The sequence below is a fragment of the Bradyrhizobium sp. STM 3843 genome (genome assembly GCF_000239815.1).
Taxonomy (GTDB): Bacteria; Pseudomonadota; Alphaproteobacteria; order Rhizobiales; family Xanthobacteraceae; genus Bradyrhizobium.
The window spans coordinates 1-15,361 of the sequence record NZ_CAFK01000198.1 but is presented as its reverse complement, the minus strand read 5'-3'; the positions used below and the strand labels follow the sequence as shown (position 1 = coordinate 15,361).

At 64.9% G+C, this 15,361-nt stretch carries 12 protein-coding genes; 7 read left to right on the top strand and 5 right to left on the bottom strand.

The genetic code is table 11. From position 1 onward, the window contains the following. Entirely contained in the window at window positions 1-1,143 is a 1,143-nt protein-coding gene (locus BRAS3843_RS21010; RefSeq protein ID WP_175361144.1) for an FUSC family protein, read from the bottom strand. Window positions 1,144-1,270: 127 nt separating this feature from the next. On the opposite strand from BRAS3843_RS21010, the gene BRAS3843_RS21005 reads away from it, so the two are divergent. Then, complete coding sequence (locus BRAS3843_RS21005; RefSeq protein WP_008971042.1) at window positions 1,271-2,641, top strand: MmgE/PrpD family protein; 1,371 nt, start codon at window positions 1,271-1,273, stop codon at window positions 2,639-2,641. Between the two features lie 6 nt (window positions 2,642-2,647). Here BRAS3843_RS21005 and BRAS3843_RS21000 read toward each other — a convergent pair whose 3' ends face one another. Then, complete coding sequence (locus BRAS3843_RS21000) at window positions 2,648-4,072, bottom strand: serine hydrolase (protein WP_008971041.1); 1,425 nt, start codon at window positions 4,070-4,072, stop codon at window positions 2,648-2,650. 143 nt (window positions 4,073-4,215) lie between these two features. Then, window positions 4,216-5,268, bottom strand: coding sequence for a helix-turn-helix domain-containing protein (locus tag BRAS3843_RS20995; RefSeq protein ID WP_008971040.1), 1,053 nt, complete (start codon window positions 5,266-5,268; stop codon window positions 4,216-4,218). A gap of 144 nt (window positions 5,269-5,412) precedes the next feature. On the opposite strand from BRAS3843_RS20995, the gene BRAS3843_RS20990 reads away from it, so the two are divergent. From BRAS3843_RS20990 to BRAS3843_RS20980, 3 genes are all read left to right on the top strand, one after another. After that, window positions 5,413-6,330 carry a pirin family protein gene (locus tag BRAS3843_RS20990; protein WP_008971039.1) on the top strand — a complete coding sequence of 306 codons (918 nt, stop codon included), beginning with the start codon at window positions 5,413-5,415 and terminating at the stop codon, window positions 6,328-6,330. 42 nt (window positions 6,331-6,372) lie between these two features. After that, window positions 6,373-7,287 (top strand): phosphoribosylaminoimidazolesuccinocarboxamide synthase, encoded by a 915-nt coding sequence (locus BRAS3843_RS20985; protein WP_008971038.1) that lies wholly within the window; start codon window positions 6,373-6,375, stop codon window positions 7,285-7,287. 133 nt (window positions 7,288-7,420) lie between these two features. Then, window positions 7,421-9,619 (top strand): SulP family inorganic anion transporter, encoded by a 2,199-nt coding sequence (locus BRAS3843_RS20980; RefSeq protein ID WP_008971037.1) that lies wholly within the window; start codon window positions 7,421-7,423, stop codon window positions 9,617-9,619. 82 nt (window positions 9,620-9,701) lie between these two features. On the opposite strand, the gene BRAS3843_RS20975 is transcribed toward BRAS3843_RS20980, so the two are convergent. Next, entirely contained in the window at window positions 9,702-11,048 is a 1,347-nt protein-coding gene (locus BRAS3843_RS20975; protein ID WP_008971036.1) for a nucleotide disphospho-sugar-binding domain-containing protein, read from the bottom strand. 234 nt (window positions 11,049-11,282) lie between these two features. On the opposite strand from BRAS3843_RS20975, the gene BRAS3843_RS20970 reads away from it, so the two are divergent. From BRAS3843_RS20970 to BRAS3843_RS20960, 3 genes are all read left to right on the top strand, one after another. Next, window positions 11,283-12,572 carry a Bcr/CflA family efflux MFS transporter gene (locus BRAS3843_RS20970; protein ID WP_083841410.1) on the top strand — a complete coding sequence of 430 codons (1,290 nt, stop codon included), beginning with the start codon at window positions 11,283-11,285 and terminating at the stop codon, window positions 12,570-12,572. A gap of 25 nt (window positions 12,573-12,597) precedes the next feature. Beyond that, on the top strand, window positions 12,598-13,854 hold the full coding sequence (locus BRAS3843_RS38980; protein WP_008971033.1) for a condensation domain-containing protein: 1,257 nt from the start codon (window positions 12,598-12,600) through the stop codon (window positions 13,852-13,854). Between the two features lie 162 nt (window positions 13,855-14,016). After that, entirely contained in the window at window positions 14,017-14,619 is a 603-nt protein-coding gene (locus BRAS3843_RS20960) for a hypothetical protein (protein WP_035982368.1), read from the top strand. A gap of 16 nt (window positions 14,620-14,635) precedes the next feature. Here BRAS3843_RS20960 and BRAS3843_RS39750 read toward each other — a convergent pair whose 3' ends face one another. Next, on the bottom strand, window positions 14,636-15,265 hold the full coding sequence (locus BRAS3843_RS39750) for a glutathione S-transferase (RefSeq protein WP_008971031.1): 630 nt from the start codon (window positions 15,263-15,265) through the stop codon (window positions 14,636-14,638). Window positions 15,266-15,361: the final 96 nt, after the last annotated feature.

The following is a 15,361-nucleotide window of genomic DNA, read 5'->3' as shown; positions in this document are numbered from 1 at the left end:
TCACGCGCCGGCCGTATCGGTCGACTCCTCGGTGCCTGCCGGCTCCTTCTTCGCCCGCGGCGGGGCATCCGACCACTCGGCCACGACACGCTCGAGATCGACCAGGTTCTGCCGCATCTGATCGAGCGAGAAGCCGAGCGCAAAGAAACGCTCGGCGGCGTCAGCCGGCAAGCCTCGCGTCAGGCGCTCGCTGCGCACCATCGCAACCTGCTCGGCATAGGAATTGACGGCAACATGCACCGGCCAGATCGGCGGCGGGTGGGTACCGGCCCGCAAGCTGCCAGCACAGCCGCGCAGATAGGAGGCGATCGCCTCGCTGACCTTGGCGACCGGACCGGCGAGCCGCGCCTGCAGCTCGGATGGCAGCGGCACCACGCTGGCGCGGCCGATCATCACCACATCATGGCGCAGTCGCAGAATGGTGCGCAGCAACGGCCCGGTGTCGGCGCCCGACGACAGCCGCGCCGAGCGCTCGCGCTCGGCCTCCGCGCCGGTGGCGTTGAGCTCCACCAGCGCGGCACCGATGCCATCCTGGATCCGGTGCAGCGCGTCGTTGTCGCGGCCACGCGACAGGCCGGCCAACAGCTCGGTCAATGCGGCCGCGATCAGCTCCATCAGCCGTCCGGCGGCGCTGCGGATCTGCACATGGGCGCGCGACGGCAGCACCAGGAACGACACCGCGAGTCCCGTGAAGGCGCCCACCGCCACCTCGAAGACGCGATCCACCGCCGAGCCCACCGGATCGAGATGACCCATGGTAGGTACCAGCAGCACGATGACTGCCGTGACCGTGGCTGCATTCAGGCTCGGATTGAGCGCCGCGATGAAGGCGAGCGGGGTGACCGCAAGAATCAGCATGCCGAGCAGCTGCAGCTCGCCCGAATGCGGGATCAGCACCGTGATCGCGCCGCCATAGATGGCGCCGCCGATGGTGCCGAACATGTAGTCGCGCGTCGCCTTCAGCGACCGTCCGACGCTGCCTTGTGTCACGATCAGCGAGGTCAGCACCGCCCACAGCGGCAACATCAGATGCAGCGCGCTCGCGATCGCGAAGGCCGCCGTCGCGGCAACCGTGCCGCGCACGGCGAGTGCCAGCTGAGCTTTCCTGGCGCGCAACCGGCCGAACAACATGGAGAGAGCCATCATGCTTTCCGCTTGAGACAACAGACCGGCGCCAGCGCAGATTCGGCATGGCAGCCTCTCGCCAGGCCGAAGCCGCTTGAACTGGTGAATCGCCACGCCTACCCTGCCGGCAACACGAGGAAACACGATGGCCCAGGAAACCGCAACACTTGCCGGCTATGTCGCCGCGCTGAATTACGATGATATTCCTCCGGAGGTCCTGGATCGCGCCAAGGTCCTGACGCTCGATTTCCTCGGCAGCGCGATCCGGGCGCGGCGCGAGGCGGAATCGACCCCGTCGATGCTCAAAATGCTTGCCGCATTGAAGCTGGACACCACGGGCGAAGCCACCGTGTTCGGCGATTCCAGGACCTGGACACCGGCGGTCGCCGCGCTTCTGAACGGCACCATGGGCCATTCGCTCGATTTCGATGACACCCATGCCGATTCCTCGCTGCATCCGAGCGCGCCAGTGGTGCCGGCTGCGTTCGCCGTCGGCGAAATGGTCGGTGCGTCGGGCCGCGACGTGTTGACGGCGATCGTTGCGGGATACGAAGTCTGCTGCCGGCTCGGCAACGCGCTCGATCCAACCTCGCATTATGCCCGCGGCTTCCATCCCACTGCGACCGCCGGCACCTACGGTGCCGCCGCGGCCGCGGCAAAATTGTACGGGCTGTCTGAGCAGCAGATCATCTCAGCCTTCGGCGTCTCCGGCAGCCAGGCCGCGGGCTCGCTGCAGTTCCTGGTCAATGGCGCCTGGAACAAACGCTATCAGGTCGGCGCCAGCGCGATGAACGGCGTGATCGCGGCGACGCTCGCGAAGAACGATTTTGTCGGCGCGATCGAATCGGTCGAGGGCAAGCATGGCCTGCTGGTCGGCTATACCGATACGCCGCATCCCGAGAAGGCGGTCGCAGCGCTCGGCGCGGGCTATGAGACGATGAAGATCGGCGTCAAGCCGTATCCGAGCTGCCGCTACACCCATGCCGCGATCGATGCGCTGATCGCGCTCCGGCGCGAGCACAATCTGACGCCTGACCAGGTCAAACGGGTCGAGATCGGCCTGCATCGCAACGGCATCACGCTGACCGGCGATGCCGCCACCAAGCGGCATCCGAGCTCGATCGTTGGCGGCCAGTTCTCGATGTTCTTCACCGGCGCGCTGGCGCTCGACCAGGGCCGCTTCGGCTGGGACGACTACAATCGCCTCGGTGACCCCGCGATCAACGCGCTCGCCGACAAGTTCGATGTCGTGCAGGACGACCGGCTGGAGATCGGCCGCAGCCATCCGTTCGGCGCGCGCGTGGCGATCACGACCGAACATGGCGTGCACGAGCGGCTGCACGACGATCCCTCGGGCGAGCCGACCGCGTTCCCATCCCCGCAGGCGATGAGCGAGAAATTCCTGACGCTGACGCGGCCCGTGCTCGACGGCCGCGCGCAGAAATTTGCCGACGCGATCCTGTCGCTGGAGCGGTTCGATCGCGTGGCGCAGGTAACGGAGCTGGGAAGGCAGTAGTTGACCTCACTCTCGTCCTGCCACCTTCGTGCCCTTGGTCGCCGCGACGACATCGCGCACCAGCTCGGACACGCCGTCGACATCGAGCGGAAAGTTCACGGTGCGGCCGAAGCGCGCGATCACCAGACGTTCCGACGGGATGACGATCACATACTGCCCGAGCGTGCCCTTGGCGAAGAACGCATCGCGCGGCCAGCCGTGTTCGATGCGATGGCGTGCGCCAAAACTGTTATCGCGATTGGTCCAGAAGCCCGCGCCGATGCCGACGAAGGCATTCGGCGTCGGCGTCGCGGAATAGTCGACCCAGCCCTCGGGCAGGATGCGCCGGCCACCAACTACGCCGTCATTGAGATAGAGCAGGCCGAAACGCGCCCAGTCGCGCGCCGATGCGAGCATCTGGCTCGATCCTTCGGGCGTGCCGGCCGCATCGAATTCGAGCGTCACGTGGCGTATGCCGAGCGGATCGAACAGCTCGTGATGTGCAAAGCGCAGCACGTCGGCCGGCGTGCCGCCGCTGGCGTTCCGAAGGAGCTGCGACAGGATCAGATAGTTGCCGTCGTGATAGTTCCAGGCCGTGCCCGGCGCGGTTTCCAGCGGCATCGTTTCCGCAAACGCCGCCATGTCACTCTCCGCGAACTTCATGCGGTTGATCGGCTCCAGCGCCGACAACAGCGTGGCTTGCAACGAGCTGCCGAGCGCCAGGCCGGCCGTGTGACGCAGCAGCTGATCGACGGTGATGACACGGCGCGGATCGTTGGCATCCTGCCATGCGGCCACCGGCGCCGGCGCATGCAGCGCCAGCTTGCCTTGGCGCACCAGCACGCCGGTCAGAGCCGATATCACCGATTTGGTGGCGGAGAAGCCGAGCAGCGGCGTATCGATGCCGACGCCGTCGGCATAGCGCTCGGCGATGATACGTCCGTCCTTGACCACCACGATCGCGTGGGTGCGCTTGAACGGCGGCTCCGCGGGTTCGGCGAAGGCGCGATCGAGCGCGGCCGCAAGCGCAGGGGTCGTCGGAACAACAACGGACGATGGCCCGATCTCCGGCAAGATCATCGGCTGCGGCGCCTCCTTCGCGGGCGGCGAGAGATCGATGCCGTCGCCATGATCGAGGTGACAGCCGAGGCCGTCACGATAGACCGCGTGGCTGCGCCCCATGCCGAGCAGGGTCACGGTGACGTCCTTCGCAGTCGCGTCGACTTTGGTCTCCATCGCCCAGGTGATCAGCCATGTGCCAGGCATCGCGTCCGTGGTTTCGGTGAACACCCGTTGCGGGTCGAGGCCGGAGACGAAGGTCTCCGCGCACACGACGCTGGCGACGAAGCCGGTGGCGACCTTGGGCACGTCGCGGGCGCGGGCTGCGCCAAAGACGACGGCGCTGAGGACGATGGCGGATGCAGCAACGAGGAACAGGCGGCGCTTGGTCATGGAGGTCTCCGGCACGGGTTGAACCGCGCCGAGAGAAGCCGGACACGGCGAGGCCCGCTCGCCGCAGTCGAAATCGAGCTGGCCAAAACCCTCAAGGCGCCAGCCGATTCTGGAATGTGCTCATGTTTTCAATGACCGGCCGATCATGCCGCCGAAACCTTCAGCCGCCGGTATTCGGTCGGCGTCAGGCCCGTCACGGCCTTGAAGGCGCGATTGAACGGGCCGAGCGACTGGAAGCCGGCGTCCAGCGCGATCGTCGTCACCGGCACGTCCGCCTGCGCCGGATCGGCGAGCGCCGCCTTGGCCTCCTCGATCCGGTGATTGTTCAGGAAGGCGTTGAAGTTGCGGTAGCCGAGCCGCTGGTTGATCAGGCGCCGCAGCCGGTATTCCGGGATGGCGAGCCGGGTCGCCAGCGTCCCGATCGTGACGTTCTCCTGGCGATAGATGCGCTCATCGGCCATCAGCCGCATCAGCGCGTCGATCACTTTGCGGTCGGCGAGGTTCGGGATCGCGGCTTCGGTCACCGCGACCGACGGCGCTTCCGGCGCGAACACGTCACCCGCCCTGACATGGAGCAGCATCAGCGCGAAGGCAGCAACCACGATCAGAAACATCCCCGCGTTGACCACATTGGCAAGCTCCGACGGACCGCTGCCGGCGGCAGCGATCTGCAGCAGCGCGTTGACGCCGCCGTAGGCCACCGCCGCGATCATGACAAAGGCGCGCACCCGCCGCCGCCCTTCGACGAGGTCAGCCGACCAGGTGCGGATGGTCTGCGCCAGCGTGAGAGCGACGAAGCCGAGCGCCAGCAGATTGTTCGCGACGATGACGAGCCGCGCGTGACTGGCAGGAACCAGTACGAGACAGCTGATCAGGCTGAAGCCGAAGGTCGCAAGCCAGATCAGGAGATGCGGCCAGCGCAGCGCAAAACCATCATCGAACAGCGCTCGGCAGAATAGCCAGAGGACCACGATGTCGGCTGTCGCCAGCGCGATCAACGGCTTGAAGGGGAGCGACGGCGCCGCCGCGGTGCCGATGTTGAGGGTCGCTGCATGCGCGGCCGATCCCAGCGCCAGGGCGATCGCGAGCCGTCCGACCAGCTGCCTGCCGAGATCCCGCCACAGTGACACGGCGACTACTGCGAGCAGCGCGATGGCTGCGGCGCGGAGCGCAAGATCGAGGCTTTCGAGCGGCATCAATGCGTGTCCATTTTTGAGCGGCGGAACTCTAGGTCAGGCCGTCCCTCCATTCAAATCGCCGCTATGCCGCCGCGACCCGATGCCCTGCCGATGGCCATGCAAAGCTGCTAAGCTCACCCCATCATATGTCAGGAGGATTTCATGAGCTGGCAACCATCGAACGATCCCGTGCTCGGCGATCCCCTCAGCTGCGATGCGCTGGAGCTCGTGATCGTGCCGCGCACCCGCGACCTCGGCGACGGCTTTGCCGTGCGCCGCGCGCTGCCGCATGGCCAGCGGCAAATGGTCGGGCCGTTCATCTTCTTCGATCATTTCGGCCCGGTGCAGTTCCTGTCCGGCAAGGGCATGGATGTGCGACCGCATCCGCATATCGGGCTTGCCACCGTCACCTATCTGTTCGACGGCGCGATCATGCATCGCGACAGCGAGGGCAACATCCAGGAAATCCAGCCCGGCGCGATGAACCTGATGACCGCCGGCCGGGGCATCGCCCATTCCGAGCGCACCCCGGACCTGCAGCGGCAGAACGGCCAGAACATGCTGGGCCTGCAGAGCTGGATCGCGCTGCCGGTGGAGGCCGAGGAGATCGCACCGAACTTCCAGCACTATGCCGCCGATGCCCTGCCGACCGTGCAGGACACCGGCTTCGCCGCGCGCGTGATCGCGGGCAAGGCGTTTGGCAAGAGCTCGCCGGTGTCGATGGTGTCGCCCTGGTTCTATGTCGAGGTGACAGCGCAGGCCGGCACCAGCGTGCCGCTCGATCCCGATCATGAGGAGCGCGCGATCTATCTGGTCGACGGCGAGATCGAGATCGCGCGCGAGCGCTACGCGGGACCGCGGCTGCTGATCTTCCGTCCCGGCGACGCCATCACGGTGCGCACGATCACGCCGGCCCGGATGATGTTCTTAGGCGGGGATGCGCTGGAGGGCCCGCGCCACATCTGGTGGAATTTCGTCTCCTCGAGCAAGGAGCGGATCGAGCAGGCCAAGCAGGACTGGAAAACCGGCCGCTTCGCGCCCGTGCCGCAGGAGCACGAGTTCATTCCACTGCCGGAATAGGCTAAAGGGAGCACAGCGCTCCCCGATCGAAAGCTACGTATGATGACCACGCTTCTCGCCAGCAATCTGCCGCTTCCCAAAATCGGACGTGGCAAGGTCCGCGATATCTATGCCGTTGGCGAGGACCGCGTGCTCCTGCTCACCACCGACCGCATCTCTGCCTTCGATGTCGTCATGGCCGAGACCATTCCGATGAAGGGCGCGGTGCTGACCCAGATCTCTGCCTTCTGGTTCAATGAGCTCGAAGGCGTGGTGCCGCATCACATGATCACCGCCGACACCGACCAGATCATCGCCGAGGTGCCGGCGCTGAGAGATCACCGGGACGAGATCCGGGGCCGCGCCATGCTGTGCAGGCGCACGACCGTGTTCCCGATCGAATGCGTGATCCGCGGCTATCTCTCGGGCTCGGCCTGGAAGGAATACGCCGCCAGCGGCACGCTCGCCGGCGAGCAGCTCGCCTCGGGCCTGGTCGAGAGTGAGAAGCTCGAACCCGCGATCTTCAGTCCGGCCACCAAGGCCGAGACCGGTCACGACGAGAACATCACCATCGCGCGGATGCGCGAGGTGGTCGGCGACGAGGTCGCTTATCAGCTCGAAAGCATGACGCGGGCGGTCTATACGCTGGGCGAAAAACTCGCCCGCGACCAGGGCATCATCATCGCCGACACGAAGTTCGAGTTCGGTCGCGACCAGGACGGCCGCATCATCCTGATCGACGAGGTCATGACGCCGGATTCCTCGCGCTTCTGGGCGGTCGACGCCTATCAGCCGGGCCAGCCGCAAGCGAGCTTCGACAAGCAGCCGCTGCGCGACTATCTCGATGCCGAACGCCGCGCCGGCCGCTGGAACGGCGAGGTACCTCCGCCGCCGCTGCCGCAAAACGTGGTCGACGCGACCAGCAAGCGCTATCTCGAGGCCTACCGGCGGGTCACCGGCAGGGAGCTTGCGATCTGAGCCGGCGAGCGGCGCTTGCCAAAGCTTCTGGTCTGATCTCTCAGGCCAATCTGCATTTGTCATAAAACTGTAATTTGTGCGTCATCTTTCGGTCGCTACCACTGCGGCCGGGGTTGTTGAGGGCAATTTCAGCATGACGAGTTTATCGGTCGACGCCAATCCGGCGCGACGCCGGGCATTTGACGACGTGTTCGGCGGGTTGGCCGCCAGCGTTCTGACCATCACCTACGGCCTCTCCTACGCGCTCCTGATCTTCGCCGGCCCGCTGGCGCCCTATCTCGGCCAGGGACTCGGCATCACCTTCATCGTTTCGGCGGCGGTGGCGATCGTCCTGGCGCTCGGCAGCTCATTGCCGTTTGCGATTGGCGCGCCCGAGAGCTCGACGGCCGCCGTGACGGCGATCCTGGCTTCGTCGCTCGTCGACCGTATCGTCGCAGTCGATCCGAGCGCACCCGTGTTCGCACCTGTTGTCATCACCTTCGGCCTGACCAGCATCGCCACCGGCGCCGTACTCTGCGGCTGCGGCATGACCCGACTCGGGCGCGCGATCCGCTATGTGCCCTATCCCGTGGTCGGCGGTTTCCTCGGTGCAACCGGCGCTTTGATCGTGTTCGGCGCCATCAGGGTGATCACCGGCCAGCGCCTGCAACTGGCATCGCTCGGCTTGTTCGCCAATCCGCAGACGGGCTACGAGCTTGCGGCCGCCTGCGCCATGGCCCTCCTGCTCTATTCGACCTGGCACCGCTCGCGCAATCCGTTCGCGCTTCCGGTCATCCTAATCGCGGCCACCCTGGCCGCGCACGTCGCGTTCTGGCTTGCCGGCATCTCGCCGATGGGCGCGCAGGCGCTGGGTTGGACGTTCCAGCCGCCCCCGCACGTCTCGCTGGTCTGGAGCTGGAACCTGCATGATCTCGGCCAGTACCCATGGCGAACCTTGCCCGACATGTCCGGCGACCTGATCGCGGTCACCTTCGTCACAGCGGCGAGCACGCTGTTCAATACGGCGGGGATCGAGGTCGCGACCCATCGCGAGGCCGAGATCGAGCGCGAGCTCACCGTCACCGGGATCGCCAACCTGATCACGGGTACGCTTGGCGGCTACACCGGCTGTGTCTCGATCAGCCGCACGATCCTGAACGTCAAGGCTGGTGGCAGCGGGCGCCTGTCCGGCGCGATGGTCGCGGCCATCTCGGTGCTGATGCTGGCATTCGCGCCGCCGCTACTTGGCTACATGCCAAAATTCGTGCTCGGTGGCCTGCTGCTCTATCTGGGCGCCGATACGCTGCACCGATGGGCTGTGCAGTCGCGGCGCCGATTGTCGCGCACCGAATATGTCTCGCTGCTCGCGATCATCCTGATCATCCTGCAATGGGGCTTCATCGCCGGCGTTCTGAGTGGCGTCCTGATCGGATGTATGGCATTTGCGCTCAGCGCTTCGCGCATCAATCCTATCAAGTACAGCTTCGACGGCACTGAATATCGTTCCTCGCTGGATCGCTCGCGGGACGATCAGGCGCTGCTTGCCACGCATGGCAGCGAGATCCAGGGGCTCAATCTGCAGAGCTATCTGTTCTTCGGCTCCGCCAATCGGTTGTATCAGCATGTCAAGGCGCTGCTGGTGCGCCGGACTGAATGCCGATTCCTCGTGTTCGACTTCAAGCTGGTGACAGGAATCGATTCCTCGGCCGCCTACAGCTTCGCCCAGATCAAGCGCGTTGCGCAGGAGCGCGGCATCAAGCTGGTACTGGTGCATCTGGCGCCGGCGGTCGAGCGGGCGCTGCGTGCCAGCGAATTCATTACCGCCGACGTCTCCATCGCCCCCGAGCTCGATCACGGACTCGAATGGTGTGAGAACGCGATCATCGCGCGGCATCGCGGGCGCGAGCAGGACGAGGCGGATTTGCGCGACTGGTTCGGCCAGATTCTGGGAAACCACGACGAAGCCGCAGAACTGATGCAGCATTGCGAGCGGCTGGAAGTGGCCGCCGGCAGCATGATCGTGCGCGCCGGCGATGCCGCGTCCTCGATGCACTTCATCCTCGAGGGGCGCGTCGGGGTGATGATCCCGGCCGAGCATGGCGGCACGACCCGGGTGCGCAGCCTCGGGCGCTATACCACGATCGGCGAGATGGGGCTGGTCGCGCACGCGCCGCGCAGCGCCACGATCCAGGCCGAGGCCGACAGCGTGCTGTACATCCTGACCACTGGGCAATTCGACGCCATCACCCGCAGCCAGCCAGCGCTCGGACAAAAGCTCCTGATCTATTTCGTCACCGTAATGGCCGAGCGCTTGAACTTTGCCAACCGCACCATCGCGGTGTTGCGGCGATAGCGAGCCGTCCCCGGTGGCAACGCGTCTTCTTCGTGCGGCACCGCACTTGGTCCTCAGCTGCAGGTGCCCAAAGCCGTTGTCTTCACCCAGCTTCCGCCGTTTTGCGCCGGGCGCTGCTGCGGCCGACCTGCTGCTGCCGCCCGGATGACACGAGCGAATCGAGAATCCGAAGCACCTCGGACCTTGTATCGATGCGTTGCGCCTCGCTTGCGAACGCGGCCGCCTTGCTGCGATAGGCCGGCTCGTCGAGGACCCTGAGCACCGCCGAACGCAGCGCGTCCGATGTCGGCGCGTTGGTGGCGAGATTGATACCGACGCCCGACCAGGCAACGCGGGCGCCGACGTCGCCGCGATCGGCCACGGTGCCCGCGGTCACGACCGGCACGCCAAAGCTCAAGGCCTGGTTGAGACTGCCATAGCCGCCATTAGTCACGAACGCGTCGATCTTCGACATCGCCCATTCGAACGGCAGATACTCCGCGACGCGGACGTTCGCAGGCAACGGGCCGGGCAGCGCCTCGCGTGGACGACCGCCCGTGGTCACCATCACCAGGATATCGGGCTGATCGGCGAGCGCTGCGAGCGTCGGCAGCACCAGTTCGCCGAAATCATTGTTGGTCAGCGTTCCCTGCGTCACCAGCACCACCTTCCGTGACCCGTCCAGCTCGTGCACCCAGGACGGCACCGGCGCCTGATTGGGCGTGATCGGCAGCGGTCCGACGAATCGGACCGACCGCGGAAGCTCACGGCGGGGAAATTCAAAGCTCGGCACGGTCAGCTGCAGATAGGCATCCGGAAGCTCGACCATCGCGTCATACAGATTCATGTGCAGCGGCGCGATGCCGATGCCGCCGAGATATTCGTTCAGTTCGTCGCCCACCGGCCTAAACACGATCTCATCGTATTTCCGTGCAAGCGCGGCGTAGTCCGACCGTTGCTGATTGCTGGTCGCGAGGGGGGCACCGGCGTCGCCCGGTGCGCCGTCGTCCCGGCTCGAAATCAGGTAGGTCGTTCCCAGCAGCGCGATCGGCGGCCGCTGCGCGCGAGGGCCGAGCAGCAGCGGCAGAACCCCGCACATCAGATGGTCGCCGAGGATGACATCGGCGGGGAACTCCTGCAGCGTCTGCCTGACGCTCTCATATTGCGGCAGCATGAATTCGACGAACGCGCGCTGCAGGATGAGGCGCAACTGATCCGGCCCCGGCGAGAGCTGCACCAGCTCGGGAAACAGGGTCGAGATGTCCCTGGTATCGATATCCGCAGCCGGCACGAAGCTGCGAAAGCGCGCGCCGATGCTCTCGATCCGATTCTGCAGGAAGCTGGACGACAGGCCGACAACTTCGTGCCCCCCGGATATCAGCATGCGTCCGACCCCCAGCAGTGGATGAAGATGACCCATCGCCGGCGTGGAAACGAGCAGAGCTTTCATGGCGGTCTCCGATGCGTTGACGTGAAGCAAGTCGCCGGGCCGGACCAAGCCGCTCCGACCAATCACGCGAGACGAAGGCTGGCCGCAGACGATTACATCTCGGCTACCGCACGGCGGACAAATGGCTGCAGGCGTAACACGCAGCGCGCATGGTTACGGATGCAACGCAATATCCGCGAATGGAGACCGAACCGAAATACGCGCCTGACAGCTTCACTCGAATGATCACTGTTGATGCTCAGGACCGTGGTGCCACCCGGTCCGCCAGGATGGAGCGCGCGGAGTTGCCGGATGCTGTCACGGGACACTGCGTTGCCTAAGTCAGTCGCTCCACCGCCATCGATTCTGCTCCTTGGCTTCATGGCGAGTCTGCCCGGCTTTGGAGTCGACATGGCGTTGCCGGCGCTCGCCGACACCGCGGCTTCGCTTGACGCTTCCGCACATGGCGCGAGCCTCGCCATCAGCACCTACATGGCAAGCTTCGGCATGGCACCGCTGGTCTACGGGCCAATCTCCGATCGATTTGGCCGCAAGCCGATCATCCTGATCGGATGCCTCGTGTTCATCTTGGCCAGCGTCGGCTGCGCGCTGGCGCCATCGCTTCCGATCCTGCTGGGCTGGCGGGTGATCGCAGGCCTGGGAGCAGCGACCATGGCGCTCGCCATGGCGATGGCCCGTGATGTCTATGACGATAGCGTGTTCCGGCAAAAGCTCTCCACCATCGTGGTCGCGATCTACGTGTCGCCCATCGCGGCTCCGATCGCCGGTGCCGCCGTGCTCGCGCTTGCCGGCTGGCGAACGATCTATGTGGGACTCGCCACATTGGGGCTGCTGTTGCTGGTTGGTGTCTGGTTTGGCCTTCACGAGGACTCCAAGAGCCGCCGGCCGGGCCGGCTGCGCATCCTGACGATGATCAAGGACTATGGTCGCGTGTTGTCCCATCCGGCTTGCCGCTCCTATCTGCTGGCGAGCGCAACATCGTTTGGCGTCGTCGGGGCCTATGCGACCGGCTCCGCGCTCTTCTTCATCAAGGCTGCGGGGATGAGTCCTAATCAGTTCAGCCTGATCTTCGGGCTGACTTCGCTGGCCAGCGCCGCCGGCGCCGTCCTCGATAGCCGGCTGGCTGCGCAGGGGATCGCCTCGCTGTATACCGTCGGCGGCGGCCTTGCGATCGTGGTGCTGGGGTCCACGATCCTGACCGCGATGACGCTGGTCGGTTGGACGCCGATCGCCGTCACTGTCTTACTGTTCGCCGCAATGACGTTCAGCGTCGGCGGGGCCGGGCCTGGCATCATGCAGGGCTCGATGCAGCAGCTTCCGGAGCTGTCGGGCACGATCAGCGCGGCCGGCAATTGTCTGGCGATGGTGATGGGCTCATTGTCCAGCGGGCTGGCCGCGATCTTCTTCGATGGAAGAACCTTGCTGTCGACGACCGTCGCGATGCTGTTGTGTTCGACACTCGCGCTGCTGTCGTTCCTGGCCGCGGCGCGCGGAACGGCCAAGCCATGCGCCGTGCCCAGCTGAGGCTTCCTTGTCAGAGTTCTTGCCCATGAGCGATGCGATTGAACCGCGCCCTCTCGGATCCGACCAGGCATTCTGGTGGCTGCTGGATCAAAACCATCCCGTCCATGTGGTCATGGTGGCGGAAGTCGCGGGTCCAACGACAATCAGGGACTGGCAACGCGCATTGCAGGCCGTGCAGCGGCGTCACCCCAACCTGTGCGGCAGGATCGTCGCGGACAATCACGGTGGGCTCTGGTTTCGTCATGTCGCGGATGCGCCGATCACGCTCCGCGTCGCCGAGGGCGATCCGTCGACGTGGGACTCGGAGCTGCAGCGGGAGCTCGCGACGCGCCTCGACATGCATCAAGGGCCGCTGGCGCGGGCGGCGCTGATCCATCGCAGCGATCGGTCGACGTTCATTCTCTCGATCCATCACGCTGTCGCGGACGCCAAATCGATCCTGTTTGCGATCCGTGATGTGCTCCTGGTGCTCGCGGGCCAATCGGTCGAGCGGTTGGCGCCAGTTGCCTCGCTGACGAGCCAGCTGTTCAAAGACGGAGGTGCTCGCGGGCTGGACGCGGCGCCCGAGCACGCTCCCCCGCCATCCGGTATGAAGCCAGACATTTTCCGCAGCTTCGCCGGAGAAACTCCTGAGATCGTCCGCCTGACATTGGGGCCATCCGTCACCGCGGAATTGCGCAACCGTGCCAGGGCCGAGCGCACCACGGTTCATTGCGCACTTATCATCGCTGCGACCATGGCCGCGCGGCAGATTTCGCCCGAGTTGCGGAATGCGCCGATCACGATCATCTCGCCGAGCGACATGAGACCGCTACTCGGCGCAGGCGAAGAGGTTGCTCCACTGGCTGGTGGTGCCGCCTTGACGATGCAGCCGCGCCAATATCCGGATGATTTCTGGCAGGCCGCCCGCGCCGTTCGCGAGGATCTTGTCCCGCCTCGCACGATCGAGCAGCTCGCGCAGGCGTTCAGTTCCACCGAACGACTGATGGCGACACGGCCGCGCCTGCAGCAGCTGATCGATTTGTTCGCAAGCAGAGGCGGGCAGAAGATCAGCATCAACAATCTCGGCGCCGCTCCCTTCAAGGCCGAGTTCGGCGCGCTTGCGCTGAAAGCTCTGTGGGGGCCGGCGCTGCTGGTGGGATACGAAGGCGAGCGGCTGATTTCGGCTGCGACCGTCGATGGATCGCTCAACCTGCTTCACGTGAGCTACACGCCGATCCCATCCATTCTCGAGCTCACGCAGCAGCATCTCATCGCGGCCTGCGCAGCCGCGCCGTCCTGAATTGATGAATCCGGCGTCCGAAGCCGAAGCGCCCATGCCAACAGCGGCGAAGTGTCGCTGGGCGGCAAACTTAACCGTTCGTTAACTCAGCTTGCCCTACCTAAATACTCTGAAACGATCAGAAACATTTGGAAAAAGACGTTCCAAGTCTTTGCAGTGCACATGACCGTCGTTCAAAGCACCAGCCAGATCTCTCCCGCCATGGAGCGGGTCTATCACCAGAGCAATCTGCTCGGCGAATGGAAGGGCAGTTGGACCGCCAGCAATCAGGCCGTCAGCTTCAAGGTGGTGAACATCCGCGGCGCCCAGGCCACGATTGAATACACCCATAATGGACGCACCGAGCGCGGTATCGGCAAGGTCAATGGCGCAACCATCGACTTCGGCAATGTCACGCTCGGGACAAAGAACGGCAAGACCGCGGTGTTGCTGTTCTCCGCCGGTGGCGGCAAGGCGACCGCAACCCTCGAAAAGCAGGCGCCCGCCGCCGAGCAGAGCAACCTCACCGGCAGCTGGGCCGGCTATTCGGCCGACAACGGCAAGAGCGCAAGCTTTCGCGTGCTCTCGGTCAGCGGCAACGAGGCACAAGTCAGCGTCACCATCGACGGCATCACGCGCCAGGGGACGGGGATCGTCTACAAGAACGTCATCATGTTCGGGCAGTCGCAGATCTCGACCGACGACGGCAAGAACGGCGAGGTCATCTACCAGTTCGGCAACAAGTCCTACATGGTTCCAGTGACCAAGCTGCCGCCGTTGGCCTGAGCTCAGGCGCCCGTTATCAGGCTTTTGCGCTCGGGCGCGTGGAAACCTCTCGGTACCATCTTTGCAGATGACAAAGATGCGCGGGCGGTTCGAGCTTCGCCCGCGCCGAGAAGTCGACGGTCACCATGGCGCTGATGTCCGCGATCGTAAAGTTCGGACCACAGACGAACGCATTGTTGGCCAGACGGGCATCGAGCCATCCAAAGAAGTGCTGAACTCGAAGACGTCCTCGCTCAGCCAGAGCCGGAATCTGTTCGAGCGGCAAAGGGCCCGGCAGAGCTTTGCCCTTCAACCCAGGAGCGGCATTTCGAAACGCTTCCTGGACCGCGCAAATTCCATTCCACTCGATCCGCCGCACCCAGCATTCGATGAGGGCCCTTTCCTCTGCGCTGCGTCCCATCAGAGCGGGCTCAGGATGCAGCTCTTCGAGGTAACGGCATATCGCAATGATGTCGGTAATTGCAGCGCCGCTATCGAGTTCGAGCACCGGAACCGTGCAATCAGGATTCAAGGCACGAAAGGCAGGCGTGAACTGTTCGCCATTGCGCAGATCGACCTGCACGGTCGGCAAAGCAAGACCTTTCTCGGCAAGGAATATGCGTACGCGACGAGGGCTGGGGGCCGTGGCACAGTCGTAGAATTTCATGGGGCGCTCTCTCCGCCGGAGGCCTGATCTATGCCCTAGTGTCGTAGCTAGGCTCGGCCCGACGATCCACGTCTTTGCAAACCTTGAAAAGAAGAC

What these genes read in the sequence shown, in the direction of transcription:
- BRAS3843_RS21010 (WP_175361144.1), bottom strand. Translation starts at nt 1,143, where the DNA reads ATGGCTCTCTCCATGTTGTTCGGCCGGTTGCGCGCCAGGAAAGCTCAG.
- BRAS3843_RS21005 (WP_008971042.1), top strand. Translation starts at nt 1,271, where the DNA reads ATGGCCCAGGAAACCGCAACACTTGCCGGCTATGTCGCCGCGCTGAAT.
- BRAS3843_RS21000 (WP_008971041.1), bottom strand. Translation starts at nt 4,072, where the DNA reads ATGACCAAGCGCCGCCTGTTCCTCGTTGCTGCATCCGCCATCGTCCTC.
- BRAS3843_RS20995 (WP_008971040.1), bottom strand. Translation starts at nt 5,268, where the DNA reads ATGCCGCTCGAAAGCCTCGATCTTGCGCTCCGCGCCGCAGCCATCGCG.
- BRAS3843_RS20990 (WP_008971039.1), top strand. Translation starts at nt 5,413, where the DNA reads ATGAGCTGGCAACCATCGAACGATCCCGTGCTCGGCGATCCCCTCAGC.
- BRAS3843_RS20985 (WP_008971038.1), top strand. Translation starts at nt 6,373, where the DNA reads ATGACCACGCTTCTCGCCAGCAATCTGCCGCTTCCCAAAATCGGACGT.
- BRAS3843_RS20980 (WP_008971037.1), top strand. Translation starts at nt 7,421, where the DNA reads ATGACGAGTTTATCGGTCGACGCCAATCCGGCGCGACGCCGGGCATTT.
- BRAS3843_RS20975 (WP_008971036.1), bottom strand. Translation starts at nt 11,048, where the DNA reads ATGAAAGCTCTGCTCGTTTCCACGCCGGCGATGGGTCATCTTCATCCA.
- BRAS3843_RS20970 (WP_083841410.1), top strand. Translation starts at nt 11,283, where the DNA reads ATGCTCAGGACCGTGGTGCCACCCGGTCCGCCAGGATGGAGCGCGCGG.
- BRAS3843_RS38980 (WP_008971033.1), top strand. Translation starts at nt 12,598, where the DNA reads ATGAGCGATGCGATTGAACCGCGCCCTCTCGGATCCGACCAGGCATTC.
- BRAS3843_RS20960 (WP_035982368.1), top strand. Translation starts at nt 14,017, where the DNA reads ATGACCGTCGTTCAAAGCACCAGCCAGATCTCTCCCGCCATGGAGCGG.
- BRAS3843_RS39750 (WP_008971031.1), bottom strand. Translation starts at nt 15,265, where the DNA reads ATGAAATTCTACGACTGTGCCACGGCCCCCAGCCCTCGTCGCGTACGC.